The sequence below is a fragment of the Fretibacterium fastidiosum genome (assembly GCF_000210715.1).
Taxonomy (GTDB): Bacteria; Synergistota; Synergistia; order Synergistales; family Aminobacteriaceae; genus Fretibacterium; species Fretibacterium fastidiosum.
On record NC_021038.1, the window covers coordinates 173,143 to 186,535 of the forward strand.

15 protein-coding genes and 1 tRNA gene are annotated in these 13,393 nt (G+C 65.3%); 13 read left to right on the forward strand and 3 right to left on the reverse strand.

The features are described 5' to 3' along the window. Positions 1-17: 17 nt before the first annotated feature. Positions 18-1,928, reverse strand: a complete 1,911-nt coding sequence (locus SY1_RS00790) for a S9 family peptidase (RefSeq protein WP_015555863.1) — start codon at positions 1,926-1,928, stop codon at positions 18-20. Positions 1,929-2,363: 435 nt separating this feature from the next. On the opposite strand from SY1_RS00790, the gene SY1_RS00795 reads away from it, so the two are divergent. The 3 genes from SY1_RS00795 to SY1_RS00805 are packed head-to-tail and all read left to right on the forward strand — an operon-like array spanning position 2,364 to position 4,723. After that, complete coding sequence (locus SY1_RS00795) at positions 2,364-2,729, forward strand: hypothetical protein (RefSeq protein WP_015555864.1); 366 nt, start codon at positions 2,364-2,366, stop codon at positions 2,727-2,729. 38 nt (positions 2,730-2,767) lie between these two features. Continuing rightward, a complete protein-coding gene (locus SY1_RS00800) occupies positions 2,768-3,757 on the forward strand; it encodes a leucyl aminopeptidase family protein (RefSeq protein ID WP_208872498.1) in 990 nt (329 codons plus the stop codon). Between the two features lie 15 nt (positions 3,758-3,772). After that, positions 3,773-4,723 carry a GspE/PulE/PilB domain-containing protein gene (locus SY1_RS00805; protein WP_015555865.1) on the forward strand — a complete coding sequence of 317 codons (951 nt, stop codon included), beginning with the start codon at positions 3,773-3,775 and terminating at the stop codon, positions 4,721-4,723. A 79-nt stretch (positions 4,724-4,802) separates the two neighbouring features. Here SY1_RS00805 and SY1_RS12625 read toward each other — a convergent pair whose 3' ends face one another. Continuing rightward, positions 4,803-5,030: a His/Gly/Thr/Pro-type tRNA ligase C-terminal domain-containing protein gene (locus tag SY1_RS12625; protein WP_341524205.1), complete on the reverse strand. Its 228-nt coding sequence runs from the start codon at positions 5,028-5,030 to the stop codon at positions 4,803-4,805. After that, a complete protein-coding gene (gene hisS, locus SY1_RS00810; protein ID WP_341523344.1) occupies positions 4,955-6,151 on the reverse strand; it encodes a histidine--tRNA ligase in 1,197 nt (398 codons plus the stop codon). The genes SY1_RS12625 and hisS overlap by 76 nt, the downstream gene beginning before the upstream one ends. A gap of 271 nt (positions 6,152-6,422) precedes the next feature. Here hisS and SY1_RS00815 point away from each other — a divergent pair, with 271 nt between their 5' ends. The 10 genes from SY1_RS00815 to SY1_RS00860 all read left to right on the forward strand — a co-directional run bounded on the left by SY1_RS00815 (position 6,423) and on the right by SY1_RS00860 (position 13,293). Further along, positions 6,423-6,992: a GspE/PulE/PilB domain-containing protein gene (locus tag SY1_RS00815; RefSeq protein ID WP_015555868.1), complete on the forward strand. Its 570-nt coding sequence runs from the start codon at positions 6,423-6,425 to the stop codon at positions 6,990-6,992. Between the two features lies 1 nt (position 6,993). Further along, positions 6,994-8,700: a GspE/PulE family protein gene (locus SY1_RS00820; RefSeq protein ID WP_341523346.1), complete on the forward strand. Its 1,707-nt coding sequence runs from the start codon at positions 6,994-6,996 to the stop codon at positions 8,698-8,700. A gap of 28 nt (positions 8,701-8,728) precedes the next feature. After that, the gene (locus tag SY1_RS00825) at positions 8,729-9,808 is read left to right on the forward strand and encodes a type IV pilus twitching motility protein PilT (RefSeq protein ID WP_208872499.1); all 1,080 of its coding nucleotides are present in this window, start codon (positions 8,729-8,731) and stop codon (positions 9,806-9,808) included. A gap of 64 nt (positions 9,809-9,872) precedes the next feature. Further along, entirely contained in the window at positions 9,873-11,108 is a 1,236-nt protein-coding gene (locus SY1_RS00830; RefSeq protein ID WP_015555870.1) for a type II secretion system F family protein, read from the forward strand. Between the two features lie 100 nt (positions 11,109-11,208). Continuing rightward, positions 11,209-11,709, forward strand: coding sequence for a prepilin-type N-terminal cleavage/methylation domain-containing protein (locus SY1_RS00835; RefSeq protein WP_015555871.1), 501 nt, complete (start codon positions 11,209-11,211; stop codon positions 11,707-11,709). A gap of 232 nt (positions 11,710-11,941) precedes the next feature. Next, on the forward strand, positions 11,942-12,169 hold the full coding sequence (locus SY1_RS00840) for a DUF1659 domain-containing protein (RefSeq protein ID WP_015555872.1): 228 nt from the start codon (positions 11,942-11,944) through the stop codon (positions 12,167-12,169). Between the two features lie 48 nt (positions 12,170-12,217). Continuing rightward, complete coding sequence (locus SY1_RS00845; protein WP_208872500.1) at positions 12,218-12,427, forward strand: DUF2922 domain-containing protein; 210 nt, start codon at positions 12,218-12,220, stop codon at positions 12,425-12,427. 111 nt (positions 12,428-12,538) lie between these two features. Then, positions 12,539-12,751, forward strand: coding sequence for a YvrJ family protein (locus SY1_RS00850; protein WP_243440540.1), 213 nt, complete (start codon positions 12,539-12,541; stop codon positions 12,749-12,751). Then, positions 12,735-13,118, forward strand: coding sequence for a D-Ala-D-Ala carboxypeptidase family metallohydrolase (locus tag SY1_RS00855; RefSeq protein WP_243440541.1), 384 nt, complete (start codon positions 12,735-12,737; stop codon positions 13,116-13,118). The genes SY1_RS00850 and SY1_RS00855 overlap by 17 nt, the downstream gene beginning before the upstream one ends. A 99-nt stretch (positions 13,119-13,217) precedes the next feature. Then, positions 13,218-13,293, forward strand: a tRNA-Thr gene (locus SY1_RS00860). The last annotated feature ends 100 nt before the right edge of the window (positions 13,294-13,393 follow it).

The window sequence follows — 13,393 nt, forward strand, 5'->3', positions numbered from 1 at the left end:
TTAGACGCAAATTGGTATCAGCGCAGGCCCAGGTGCTTTCGGAAGAAGTCCTCCATCGCCCGGTAGAAGTCGAAGCGGTTCTCCTCGTTGTGGAAGCCGTGCCCCTCGTTCTCCTTCACCATGTAGAGGACGTCCCGACCGTTTTTGCGGACGGCCTCGACGATCTGGTCGGACTCCGCCTTGTTGACCCTGGGGTCGTTGGCCCCCTGGGCGACCATGAGCGGAATATGAATCCGGTCCGCGTGGAAGAGGGGGGAGACCTCTTCGAGGAGCGCCTTGTCCTTCGAGGGGTCGCCGATCTCCTCGTACTCCATCTCGCGCAGGGGCTCCCAGTAGGGGGGGATGCTCGCCAGGAGGGTGAAGAGGTTGGAGGGGCCGACGTAGCTCACGGCGCAGGCGTAGAGGTCCGGCGTGAAGGTCGCGCCCGCCAGGGCGGCGTAGCCGCCGTAGCTTCCGCCGTAGATGGCCAGGCGCTTCGGGTCCGCGATGCCCTGGTCCACGGCCCACTTCACCCCGTCCGTCACGTCGTCCTGCATGGCGCGTCCCCACTGCTTGAAGCCGGCGGTCCAGAACTTCTTGCCGTAGCCCGTGGAGCCCCGGAAGTTGACCTGAAGCACGGCCGCCCCGCGGTTGGCCAGGAACTGCGCCTCGGCGTCAAAGCCCCAGTATTCCCTGGCGCTGGGCCCTCCGTGGGGGATGACCACGAGGGGCAGGTCGCGGGAGACGGCTCCCGTGGGGATCGTCAGGTAGCCGTGGATGGTCAGCCCGTCCCGGGAGCGGTAGGTGATGGGCGTCATGGGGGACATGTCCTCCTCCTTCAGCCAGGGGGAGACGTCCGCCAGCTTCTTCAGGGCGTTATTGGTGCGGTCGTAGAAGTAGTAGGCGCCCCGCGTGCGGTCCCCCCAGACGCGCACGATGCAGCGCTGTTCCTCGTCGTCCATGTCCGTGACGGAGACCTCGTGGTCGGGGAAGAAGGCCTCCAGCGCCGTGCGGAGCTTTCGGCTCTCCTCGTCGAAGTAGTGGTACCGCGTCTTGTCCGTCGTGTAGTGGACGCCCGTGACGATCTTGCGCTTCTTGGAGTGCATCAGCCCGCCGACGTCCACCTCGTCGTTCTCGTAGACCAGGTCCAGGAGCTTGTTGGCTTCGGGGTCGAAGGTGTAGATGGCCTCCTTGTCGCGGCTGAGGTTCGAGGCGACGTAGAGCAGCCGGTTGTCGTAGCTGAACAGGATGGGGTCGAAGCTGTCCTTGAAGCTCGTGGTGAGGAGTTTGCGGAACTCCTGGTCCTCCGAGGTCCGGTAGAGCAGGTTCGTGTTGACGCCGTCCGTCTCGATGGCGACGCGGAGGCGTCCCTCGTGGTCCGTCATCCAGCCCACCACGCTGCCCGGGTTCTCCGCCAGCTTCGTGAGCTCGCCGCTGTCCAGGTCGCAGCGGTAGACGTCGAAGACCTCCGGGTCCCGCCGGTTCATGCTGATGAGCATGTGGCGCGGGTCGTCCTCCAGGTCGTCCAGCACCCCGGCGCGGACCTTCTCGAACGGCGTGAGGTCACGGGAGGCGGTCCCTTCGAGGTTCGTGATGTACACGTGGAAGTTTTCGTCGCCGCCCCGGTCCTGCACGTAGACGATGCGGTCGTTCCCCTTCCAGAAGAAGCCCCCCACGTCCCGCTCCTCGGCGGAGGTGACGCGCCTTTCCTCCTCGCTGTCGAGGTCGCGGACGAAGACGTTCATGCGGCTCTTCCAGGGCTTCGCGTAGGCCAGGCGCCGTCCGTCGGGCGAGATGGCGTAGGCCGCGGACTCCGGGTTGCGGAAGAAGTCCTCCATGGGCAGGAGCGGGGCCGGTTTTGTCCCGGCCTCCGCCGCTCCGGCGAACGGCAGGAGAAGGCCCAGGGCCGCCCCAAGGGTCAGAAGGTCGCCAAGGTACTTCACGTTCATGGTGATGAAAACCTCCCAAGGTGTAAGATAAAGGCGAAGAGGCGCGACGGGTGCGCTGCAGGGTGGCGGCGCCGGCGCGGCGTTGCTGCCACGAAACATTTAAGCGCAAAACGCCCTCCGCGCCATGCGCTGTTATGCGGAAAAAGGGCAGGGCCGGTTCCGCAGGTTCTTTTTCGTCGGATCCCCTTCATGCTGCCCATGCCCTGCGGGGCCCTGGGCCCCTGTGCTTGAGGCCCTGAGTCTTATGAGACGAAGGATGAACGCCTTAAGTATCTTGACAACCCCACTGATTCCTATACGATATATAAAGGCAAAGGATACGCCGAATTGCACAGCAGGCGTATTTTACGGACGATTTTTGGACAGCGGTCGGTCGATGCGGTGCGGGGGCTAACCCCGGCGAAGAAGCGGATCGCGAGGAGGCGTTTCTTAAGGATGACGAAGCTCCTGAACAGGATGACGGACGAGGTGCAGGCCGTCGGGCGCATCGCGTTCGGCGCGGCGGACCGGAGGGGAAAGATCGTCGCGGCGGTGGGCGATGGAGAGCGTCTTCGCTACACGGTGAACGGCGGCCCCAGGGAGGCTTTTGACGACGCGGGCCTGCGCACCCTGACGGCGGAGTTCGTCCGGTTCGCGCTGGACTCGGACCTGTCCTGCCTTGCGCTTGAGGTGGAGGGCGTGGACGCCCTGTCCCCCCAGGCCAGCGAGGCCGCTGCGGAGGGTGCCCTTGCCGGCGCCTGCGCCTTCACCAAGTACAGGACGCAGGGTGCGGCGCGGGCGAACTGGCCTCCTTTGCGCTGATCGGAGGGGACGAGGCGGGGCTGGAACGGGGGCGCGTCGTGGGCACGGCCCTGATCTTCGCCCGCAGCCTCGCCAACGAGCCGCCCAACGTCCTGACCCCGGAGGCCTTTGTGAGCGTGGCCCGCCGCCTTGCGGGACGGGCCACGCTGTCCTGCGAGTTCTATGACGAGTGGGAGATATCGGGCTTTGGGATGAACGGCCTGATGGCCGTCGGCCGGGGTTCGGCCAACCCGCCGCGGCTCATCCACATGGTGTACCGGCCGGGGGGGCTCCCCGTTCGGCGCGTCGCCGTCGTGGGCAAGGGAGTGACCTTCGACAGCGGCGGCCTCTGCGTCAAGGGGCCGGACGAGATGCAGTGCATGAAGTACGACAAGAGCGGCGCCTGCGTCATGATGGGCGTCCTGCAGGCCGCGGCGGAGCTCGGGCTGCCGATCGAGGTCCACGGCATAGCGGCTCTGGTGGAGAACATGCCGGACGGGGCGGCCTGTCGGCCCGGCGACGTCGTCCGGACCATGAGCGGAAAGACGGTGGAGGTGCAGGACACCGACTGCGAGGGGCGCCTCGTGCTGGCGGACGTGCTGACGTTCGCCTCGCGCCTCGAACCGGACGCCCTGATCGACGTCGCGACGCTGACCGGATCGGTCAGGGACGCCCTGGGGAAGTACACGGCGGCCCTGGTGAGCGACGACGACGACCTGTCCGCGGCGCTGCTGCGGGCAGCGGGTCGGGCGGGGGAGCGCTTCCATCGCTTCACGATGGACGACGAGCGCCTGTGCGGGGGGCTGAGGGGGACCTTTGCCGACCTTCGCCCCTACTCTCCCGACGGCGGCGGCCCCATCGCGGGCGGCATGTTCCTTCGAGAGTTCGTGAAGCCGGAGGTGCCCTGGGCGCACCTCGATATCGGCGCGACGGGGTGGTACGACCGGGAGTTCGGCGTCTACGCGAAGGGCGCTTCGGCCTATTCCCTGACGACGGTCGTCGAGTACCTGCGCGACGTCGCCGCGGCGGAGGCCCGACAGGGGGCGTGAGGGGATATCTGAGCGATGGAGGTTAAGCGAAGGAAACTTGGCGAGATTCTGCTGCAGATGAAGCTGGTGTCGCCGGAGGAGCTGAGGCTCGCTCTGGAGGATCAGGCCAGGAGTCCTGGGAAGCGCCTCGGCGCGATCCTCATCGAGAGGGGCGGGACCACGAGTCAGGCGCTGACCAGCGCCCTTGGGCGTCAATTCATGCTGCCGGTGGTGAAGGTGGCGAACTACGGGGACGTCGCCGCGCGTCACGCGGTCCCGCGGGAGCTCATGGAGAGCTTGAAGGCCTTTCCTCTCGAGTTTCAGGAGCACGGCACCGTCCTCCTGGTGGCGATCTCGGACCCCCTGGACGTCGTGACCCGGAACATCCTGCGGGCGAAGATATCCTTCCCGATCCGCTTTGCCCTGGCCCCGGAAGAGGATATCCTGGAGGCGCTGAGGGAGGCCGTGTCCGATCCGCCTCCCCCTCCCCCTGCGCCCGCCCCGGCCCCCGCGTCTTTCGGCGCTGCAACCCCCCTGAGCATCAAAACGCTGAGGGCCAAACACCCCCTGCTGGGGGAGATGCTGCTGCGGGCGGGGGTCATCACGCAGCAGCAGCTGAGCATGGTGCTCGTGATCCAGGAGAGGGCGCGAAAGAGGCTGGGCGAGATCCTGCTCTCGGAGGGCATCATCACGAGCAGCCGCCTGGCGGAGGCGCTGTCGGAGCAGCTCAAGCTGCCCCTGCTTTCCCTGGCGGAGGAGGAACCGGAGCCCGAGGCGATCCGGCTGGTGCCCCGGAACATCGCCGCACGGCTGAACCTGCTGCCCCTGAGGATCGAGGCGGACGGACGGCTCTTGATCGCCATGGCCGACCCGCTGGACATCCTGGCTCAGGACGAGGTGCAGATGATGGTGAGCGGCGGGATCCGGATCGGGGTCGCCACCCAGGAGTCGATCTATCAGAACCTGCCCCGCTTCTACAACCGCTAGAGGCAGGACAGGAGGCGAGGGGGAGAGGACGCGCGTCCTCTCCCCCTCGTCGTGTCGACGCCCCCGGTTCCCCGGAGGTTTATTCGTGGTTCTGGATGTAATCGGGCACCTGAGCCAGGGGCACCTCCGTCTGACTGCCCTCCTCCAGGTCCCTGACCGCCGCGCAACCCTTCGCCAGCTCCTCCGGCCCCAGGATGCAGGCCCAGCGCGCGCCGGAGGCGCCGGCGTTCTTCATCTGCGCCTTGAAGCTTCGGTCCGCCGTGTCCTGTTCCGCTGCGACGCCCGCGCGCCGCAGCTCGTGGGCCAGGACCTGGGCCGCCCCCGCGAAGCGCCGTCAAGCGCCGCCACGTAGGCCCTGGCCTGCGGTCTGCGCCCGAAGGTGCAGCCCTGCTGCTCCATCACCAGGACGATGCGGTCGAGGCCGCAGGCGAAGCCGACGCCGGGCAGGCGGGGGCCGCCGATGGCCTCGGAGAGGTTGTCGTAGCGCCCGCCGCCGCACACGGCGTTCTGAGCCCCCAGGTCCCCCGAGAGGATCTCGTAGGCCGTCTTCGTGTAGTAGTCCAGGCCCCGCACCAGCCGCTTGTCCAGGCGGTAGCGGAAGCTCAGGCGTTCGAGGCCCGATCGGACCTCCTCGAAGTGGCTGCGACACTCGTCGCACAGCGACTCGTAGATGGCGGGGGCCGCGTCGGCCACGGTGCCGCACCCCGGCTCCTTGCAGTCCAGTATCCGCAGGGGGTTCCGGTCCATGCGCTCGAGGCACGTTTCGCACAGCTCGCCCCGCCGGGCCTGGAAGTGCTGGAGCAGGGCCTCCCGGTAGACGGGGCGGCACCTGGGGCACCCCACGGAGTTGATGACGACCTCCAGGTTCTTCATGCCCAGACGGCGGAAGAGTTCCGCGGAGAGGTCGATGGTCTCCACGTCGGCCATGGGGCCCGCCACCCCCAGGTACTCGGCGTCGATCTGATAGAACTGGCGGTAACGCCCCTTCTGGGGCCGTTCGTACCGGAACATGGGGCCCCAGCACCACAGCTTCGCCGCAGTGCCCTGGGCGCACAGCCCGTTCTCCACCGCGGCCCTCACCATGCTGGCCGTGCCCTCCGGGCGCAGGGTGAGGCTCCTGCCGCCGCGGTCGGTGAAGGTGTACATCTCCTTCTCCACGATATCCGTGGTGTCCCCGACGCCACGGGCGAAGAGCTCCGTCTGCTCGAAGAGGGGCAGATGCACCTCGGAAAATCCAAAATCGGCCATCGTCCTGGCCGCCGTGTTCACGACGTAAGCCCACTTCCACGATTCCTCGGGCAGGATGTCCCGTACTCCCCGCGGCGCTTTGATCTCCATAGCGTTCATCTCCCGTTCGGCAGCGATCTCGCCCGCGCGCCCTCCGAATCTGCGGGCGCGGCGCATGGCGTCCTTGAGAGTATACCTCACGGCGCGCCTTTTTTCATCCCGAAGGGGCGTGGACGAGCCCCCTGTTCCGGGCCGTCCGGAGTGCCGATAATCCTGACGGGAGTCGATGCGGGCAGGTTGTGCGGAATGCACGTCGATTCGTGATAGAATAAAAGGAGGTGAAACGTCGGGTGCTTTTGCCGTCTTCTGCTGTGTGCGGATGACGTTGGACGCTGAAACATTTTGCGTAACGTCCCCTGGCGGAGGGCGCCGGTCGGGCGTGTTTGAACGGTGATACAGAAGGAGCGTCGCAATGGGGGCAACTCGGAAGAAAATTGGTGAGATACTGCTGCGGTCGCGCAGGGTGGCGCCGGAAGCCCTGCAGCGCGCGCTGGAGGAGCAGGCGAAAAATCCTCAGAAGCGCATCGGCGCGATCCTGGTCGAGCTGGGGTTCCTGACGGACCGGCAGCTGACGGAAGCTTTGGGCCTGCAGTTCATGCTGCCCGTGGTGAAGGTGTCGGACTACATGGCGAATATCGCCGCCCAGAACGAGTGCCCGCGGGAGCTGATGGAGAAGTTCAACGTCTTCCCCCTGGAGTTCCAGGAGCGGGGCTCCGTCCTCCTGATCGCGATCGCGGACCCTCTGGACGTCGCCACCCAGGACATGCTGAGGACGAAGCTGCCTATCCCTCTGCGCTTTGCCCTGGCGCCGGCGCAGGAGATTCGCGAGGCCCTGATGGAGGGCAGGATGCCCGGCGCTGCGGCGGTGCCCGGGATGCAGCGGGGCCCGGCTGTCGGGGTGCCCCTGGGCGGCGTACAGGCTCCCCTGGGGGCCGATCCCAGGCCAGCAGGGCGTCGGCCCTGCGCCGCAGGGAGAACCTGAGGTGGGGCAGAGCATGAACTCCGCCATCGTGCCGAGCGTCGCGGCACTCCAGATGAAGCAGCCCCGGTTGGGCGACGTCCTGATCCAGGCCGGGGCCATCACGAAGGAGCAGCTGGCCCAGGCGCTGCAGCTGCAGAAAACTACAGGAAAGAGGCTGGGGGAGATATTCATCTCCGAAGGGATCATCTCGGACACGCGCCTGGCGGAGGCCCTGTCCACCCAGCTGCGCCTGCCGCTCTTCTCGCTGACGCGCTACCACCCGATGCCGGAGGCCATCAAGATGGTGCCCCGCGCCGTGGCGGAGCGCCTGAGCCTGATACCCCTGACCATCGTTGACGATGGTCTCCTCCTCATCACCATGTCGAACCCCCTGGACCTCCTGGCCCAGGACGAGATCCGCATGCTGACGGGCCGCAACCTCAAGATCGGCATCTCCACCCACGAGGAGATCGCCAAGAACCTGGATCGCCTCTACAACCTCCAGAACAACCTGGAGGAGGCCATCGTCGAGATCGACCCGGACACCGAGATCAACAAGGAGCTGGACGTGACGGCGAGCACGGAGGACGCCCCCGTCATCCAGCTGGTCGGCAACCTGCTTCAGCAGGCGGTGCGCGAGGGGGCGTCGGACATCCACGTGGAGGCCTACGAGAAGAGCGCCCGCGTCAGGTTCCGCGTCGACGGGCAGCTCTACACCGCCTTCGAGTACCCCGTGTCCCTGCACCCCTCTGTGGCGTCCCGCATCAAGATCATGAGCGGCATGGACATCGCGGAGAGGCGCAAGCCCCAGGACGGCCGCATCCTCATCCGCGTCGACGGGCGGCGCATCGACCTTCGCGCCAGCATCCTGCCGACGATGAACGGGGAGAAGGCCGTCCTTCGTATCCTGGATCAGGAGAGCTCCAACGTGGGGTTGGACCGCCTGGGCCTGGAGCCGGACGACATGGAGAAGATTCAGATGTTCTGCGAGATGCCCTGGGGCATCATGCTGGTGACGGGCCCCACGGGAAGCGGAAAGTCCACGACGCTCTACTCCATGCTCCAGAGGATCAACCAGCCGGACGTCAACATCATCACGGTGGAGGACCCCGTGGAGTTCTCCGTCGCCGGCATCAACCAGGTTTTCGTCAACGAGAAGGCGGGGCTGACCTTCGAGTCCGCCCTCCGGTCCATCCTGCGCCAGGACCCCGACAAGGTCATGGTGGGAGAGATTCGCGACCAGAAGACGGCGCAGATCGCCATCCGTGCGGCGCTGACGGGACACTTCGTGCTCTCGACGCTGCACACCAACGACGCCCCCAGCGCCGCCACCCGTATGGTGGACATGGGGGTGGCGGCGTTCCTGGTCTCCGCGTCGCTGTCGGGGGTCATCGCCCAGCGCCTGGTGCGCCGGCTGTGCCCCCTGTGCCGCGAGGAGTACGAGCTGGCGCCCAAGACGTGCGAGGAGCTGCGCGTTCCGGTGGGGACCCGTGCGTTCAGGGCACGGGGGTGCAACGAGTGCCGCAACGGCTACAAGGGGCGGCGCGGTATCTATGAGATCATGGTGTTGGACGACGACCTTCGCCGCATGGTCCTGGAGGGGGCCAGCAACCTGGACCTCCGCAATGCGGCCATCGAGAAGGGCATGAAGACGCTGCGCCAGTCCGGCATCAACGCCGCGCTGGCCGGGTTCACCTCGCTGGAAGAGGTCTTGACCAGCACGCTATAAAGGCTGTTGCCTCAGGAGGCGGTATCTAGTGGAAATAACCTTGAGATCCCTGCTGGATCTGGTCATAGAGAAGGACGCGAGCGACCTTCATCTGGGGGTCGGCATTGCGCCCGCGATTCGTGTTGACGGCATTCTGAACCCCGTGGGGGGCACGGCGCCCATGACCTTCGAGGAGGTGGAGCGCGCCCTCCTGGAGGTCATCTCGCCCGAACAGTACAAGAAGTTCATGGAGACCCACGAGCTGGACTTCAGCTTTTCCCACGTGGGGAACGGCATGGAGGCGCGTTTCCGAGGCAACTGCTACCGCGATATGCGGGGCATCGCTGCGGCGTTCCGGCTGATCCCCATGAGGATTCGGACGCTCCGGGAGCTGGAGTTGCCGCGGGAGCTGGAGGAGGTCGCCCACCGGCGCCGGGGGCTGTTCCTGGTGACGGGGCCGACGGGACACGGAAAGAGCACCACGCTGGCCGCCCTGGTGGACGAGATCAACCGAACGCGATCCGACCACATCGTCACGATCGAGGACCCCATCGAGTACGTCCATCGGCCGCAGAACTGCGTGGTCCACCAGCGGGAGGTGGGCTCCGACACCTCCAGCTTCGCCGAGGCCCTAAAGCACGTCCTGCGCCAGGACCCCGACGTGATCCTCATCGGAGAGCTGCGTGACCTCGAGACGATCCAGGCGGCCATCACCGCCGCGGAGACGGGACACCTCGTGCTGGGCACGCTGCACACCCAGGACGCCTCCCAGTCCGTGGACCGCCTGATCGACGTCTTTCCCCCGCACCAGCAGGCGCAGATCCGCATCCAGCTGGCGTCGGTCCTGGTGGGCATCTGCTCCCAGCAGCTGATCCCCAGGGGGAGCAGCGGCCGCGTCTGCTCCACGGAGCTCCTCATCGCGAACCCCGGCATCCGCAACTGCATCCGCGAGGGCAAGACGAGCCAGATCCGGACGGCGATCCAGACGGGGGCCGCCACGGGTATGCACACGATGGAGCAGTGCCTGGCGGACCTGGTGGGCGAAGGCATCCTGAGCCGCGACGCCGCGATGGCCTACGCCTACGACCCCAAGGAGCTCCAGCGCATCCTGTCGCAGGGAACGTTGTGAGGCCCCTGCAAACCTGGCCCATCGGGCCCCGGCAGGCCTTTCTGAAGACTTTGGGAGGTAAACGATGAATTTCAAGTATCGCGTGCGCGCCTCGGACGGCAACATCCAGGAGGGGCAGCTGGAGGCGGAGAGCCAGGGACTTGCGCTTCAGGCCCTGCGGGAGAAGGGGCTTTTGGTGCTCTCCATGAACGCCGCGACGGCGGGAGGCCGGGAGGTGGGGAGCAGCGGAGCCGGGCTGTCGTTCTTCGAGAAGCTGCAGCGCATCGGCGCGGTGCCCGCCAAGGCGAAGATGGTGTTCTTTCGCCAGATGGCGACGATGGTCCAGGCGGGCCTGACCCTCTCCATGGCCATCGACATCATCGCGGAGCAGGAGCGGAGCATGGTCTTCAAGGACGTGCTGCTCGACGTGAAGGGGCGGCTGGACCGCGGCATCCCCATGAGCCAGGCCATGAGGGCGCACCCGTCGGTCTTCAACAACATGATGATCTCCCTCGTCCAGGCGGGCGAGGAGGGGGGTCTCCTGGACAACTCGCTGGAGCGCGTGGCGGGGCTCTTGGAGAAGCAGGCGGCGCTGAAGAGCAAGATCCGTTCCGCCATGTTCTACCCCAGCTTCGTCATCTTCTTCGCCGTGGCCGTGGTGGTGGTGTTCATCGCCTTCATCCTGCCGAAGTTCCAGCAGGTCTTCAGGGGGATGAACATCGAGCTCCCCGCGCTGACCGAGATGCTCTTCAGCCTGGGCGAGTACTGCACCGAAAACTGGCTGAGCATCGTGATCTGGACGCTGGCCGTCGTCGGGGTGCTGGGCTTCCTCCTGAGGAGCAAGGCCACGAAGCCCATGATGGATCGGGTGAAGCTGAAGCTGCCGGTCATCAAGAGCCTGGTGTTCAAGTCCGGCATGGCCCGGGCCACCCAGACGCTGGCGGCCCTGGTCACCGCAGGGGTCCCCATCCTGAGGGGCCTCGAGATGGCAGAAAACGCTGCGGGCAACGAGGTGATCCGGCAGGGCTTTGCGGACCTCCAGGCCTCCGCCAAGCAGGGCGTCCACCTGGGGGACGCCGCGAAGCGGGCGAAGGTGTTCCCCATCCTGGTGTGCCAGATGATGCGCATCGGCGAGGAGACGGGCCACCTGGACGACATGCTGGAGCGCGTGGCCAGGTGGTACGACCAGGAGCTGGACGAGCAGATCAAGGCCATGACCTCCCTGATGGAACCGATAATGATCATGTTCGTGGGTGGGCTCGTGGCGGTGATCGCCTTGGCCATCTTCGGCCCCATCACGGCGGCCATGTCTCAGATGTAAATATGAGCCTTTAGACCTATTGATTATAGTCCTGAAAGCTTTATAATTTCATCATTAAGTTCCACAGTGGGTGGGACAAAAATTTAAGGAGGAATTTATCATGAAAATGCGCAAAGGTTTCACTCTCGTCGAGCTCCTGATCGTCATCGTCATTATCGGTATCCTTGCGGCGGCCATGCTGCTCTCCAGCGGTTCCGCGACGGCTTCTGCCGAGGCGTCCAACATCGTCAGCAACCTTCGCAGCCTGAAAGCTGCAACGATGATGTTCTATGCGGACAGCATGGATGCGATCGCTGCCGTGAACGGCCTTCTTCCTGGTACGGTGACCGTCGATGCTCTGAAGGGCTATACGGACAATCCCGAGAGATTTGCGGACGGTAAGGGTTATCTGTTCAAGTCCAATACGAACAAGAACTGGTTTGTGGGCGTTGACCTGGAAAAGTTGAAGATGAGCAGCACGATGGACGAGGTCATGAAGAAGCTGGAGGGCAAGAAGGATACCCTGGCCCTTATCAGCACCACGGATGCTACGAGTGCTCCTGCGAACACGACCCCGTCGATCAATACCACCCACAAGGTTGTGTGGATGGTGGCCCGCTAGTCCAAAAGGCACGGCACATGGGACGGCCCCTTCGGGGGCCGTCTTTTTGTCCTGCCTCCCCTAAGGGGAGGCCTGTTGGAGGGGGCAGCCGAAAATGTCCCGATGGGGACGGCCTTTGAGGTCGTCCCCAAATTTATTGCGAATCACCCCTTGACAATAATAGAATATGTTATATACTTATATTTACGAAAGGGGGTGACGTGGTGAAATCCACAGGAGAGGAGGTGAGAGTATGCCGGTGAGCAGCACGCTGAGGCGGAGCACGGTGGCCCTGAAGCTCAACGCGGGTAAGAATCCGAAGACGGGCAGCACGATGGTGAAGAGCTGTTCCCTTGCGGGCATCCGCGGCGGGGCGGACCCTGAGGCGATCGTGAACGTGGCGGAGCTCGTGGCCCCTGTTCTGGCCCATCCCGTGACGCGGGTGGAGCGGACCGAGGTCCGAACCCTGGAGAGGCAGTAGGAAGGGGACCCGATCGTTGTCAATTGGTGAGAGAAGGGAGGTGATCGTTTGTCTGTCAGCCTGAAGTTGAAGTTCAAGGATGCCGATGCCCGGAGCATTTCCAGCACCCTCAACCACGCGAAGCCCGACGCGGAGGCATCGGCGGTGAAGGCCCTCATGGAGGGGATGATCGCGAACAAGGCCATCTACTCGCCGGAGCCTGTGGCCATCGTGGGCGCGGAGTTCGTGACCGTCAGCAGCACCCCGGTGAGCCTGTAGCGGCGCAGAGCGGCCGTGAGGTGGAAGGATGCGCATCTGAAATGACGGACCGGGGGACGCCCCGGTCTTTTTTAACCCCGCGATGCGGGGAAAAGTCGAGAGGAGGACTTGATGGATCGTTTGGAGGCGTTCGTCGGCGCGGCACTTCAGGGCGGTTTTTCCGTGGTGGTCGCCGCGTTTCTGCTGCTTCGGATGGAGCGGGAGCTGCGGGCCCTGCGGGAGGCCATCGTCCTGTTGCGCCACTGCCAGACGTGCAGGCTGTCGCCGGGGATCGGGGACCTGCAAAATTTTGTTGCGGAGGCCCGTGGTGAAGTGCGGTCCTGAGTTTTTCCGGATCGATGAATTTCGGTGTCCCTGCTGCGGCACGGGACGGCCCGCGGCCCTCCTGGTGCTGTGGCTGGAGGGACTGCGGAGGGCGTGGGGTGGCCCCGTCGTCGTGAACAGCGGCTTTCGCTGTGGGCGGCACAACGCGGAGGTTGGCGGGGTGTCCAACTCCCGTCACCTGATCGGCTGCGCCGCGGACGTCCGGCCCGCGGAGGGCTCGATGGAGGACTTCAGCTGCCTCGTGCGGAGGCTGGGCAGCCTGCCGGGCTGGGAGCTGCGTTTCTACGGGACATTCGTTCACGTCGGGGTCCCGCGGCGGGAGGCCGCGCGGCTGTGGTCGGGAGGGGAGGTGGGGGTGGCGTCCTGAGGCGCCGCGGGCAGCCCCCGGCGACCGCGTTTGAATGAGGCAACGTTGAGTTTGCTATTGCCAAAATGGCCATGGCCTGATAAAATAAACCCTTGTAAGGCCGGCGTAGCTCAGTTGGTAGAGCAGCGCACTCGTAATGCGCAGGTCAACAGTTCGAGTCTGTTCGCCGGCTCCATGATTGAAGGAGAGTGAGGATCGTACCCATGAGGTGCGATCCTCGTTTTGTTATGATGGGGCCAGAGTTGGATGAGTTGAATGGAGGAGGATGTGGGTGC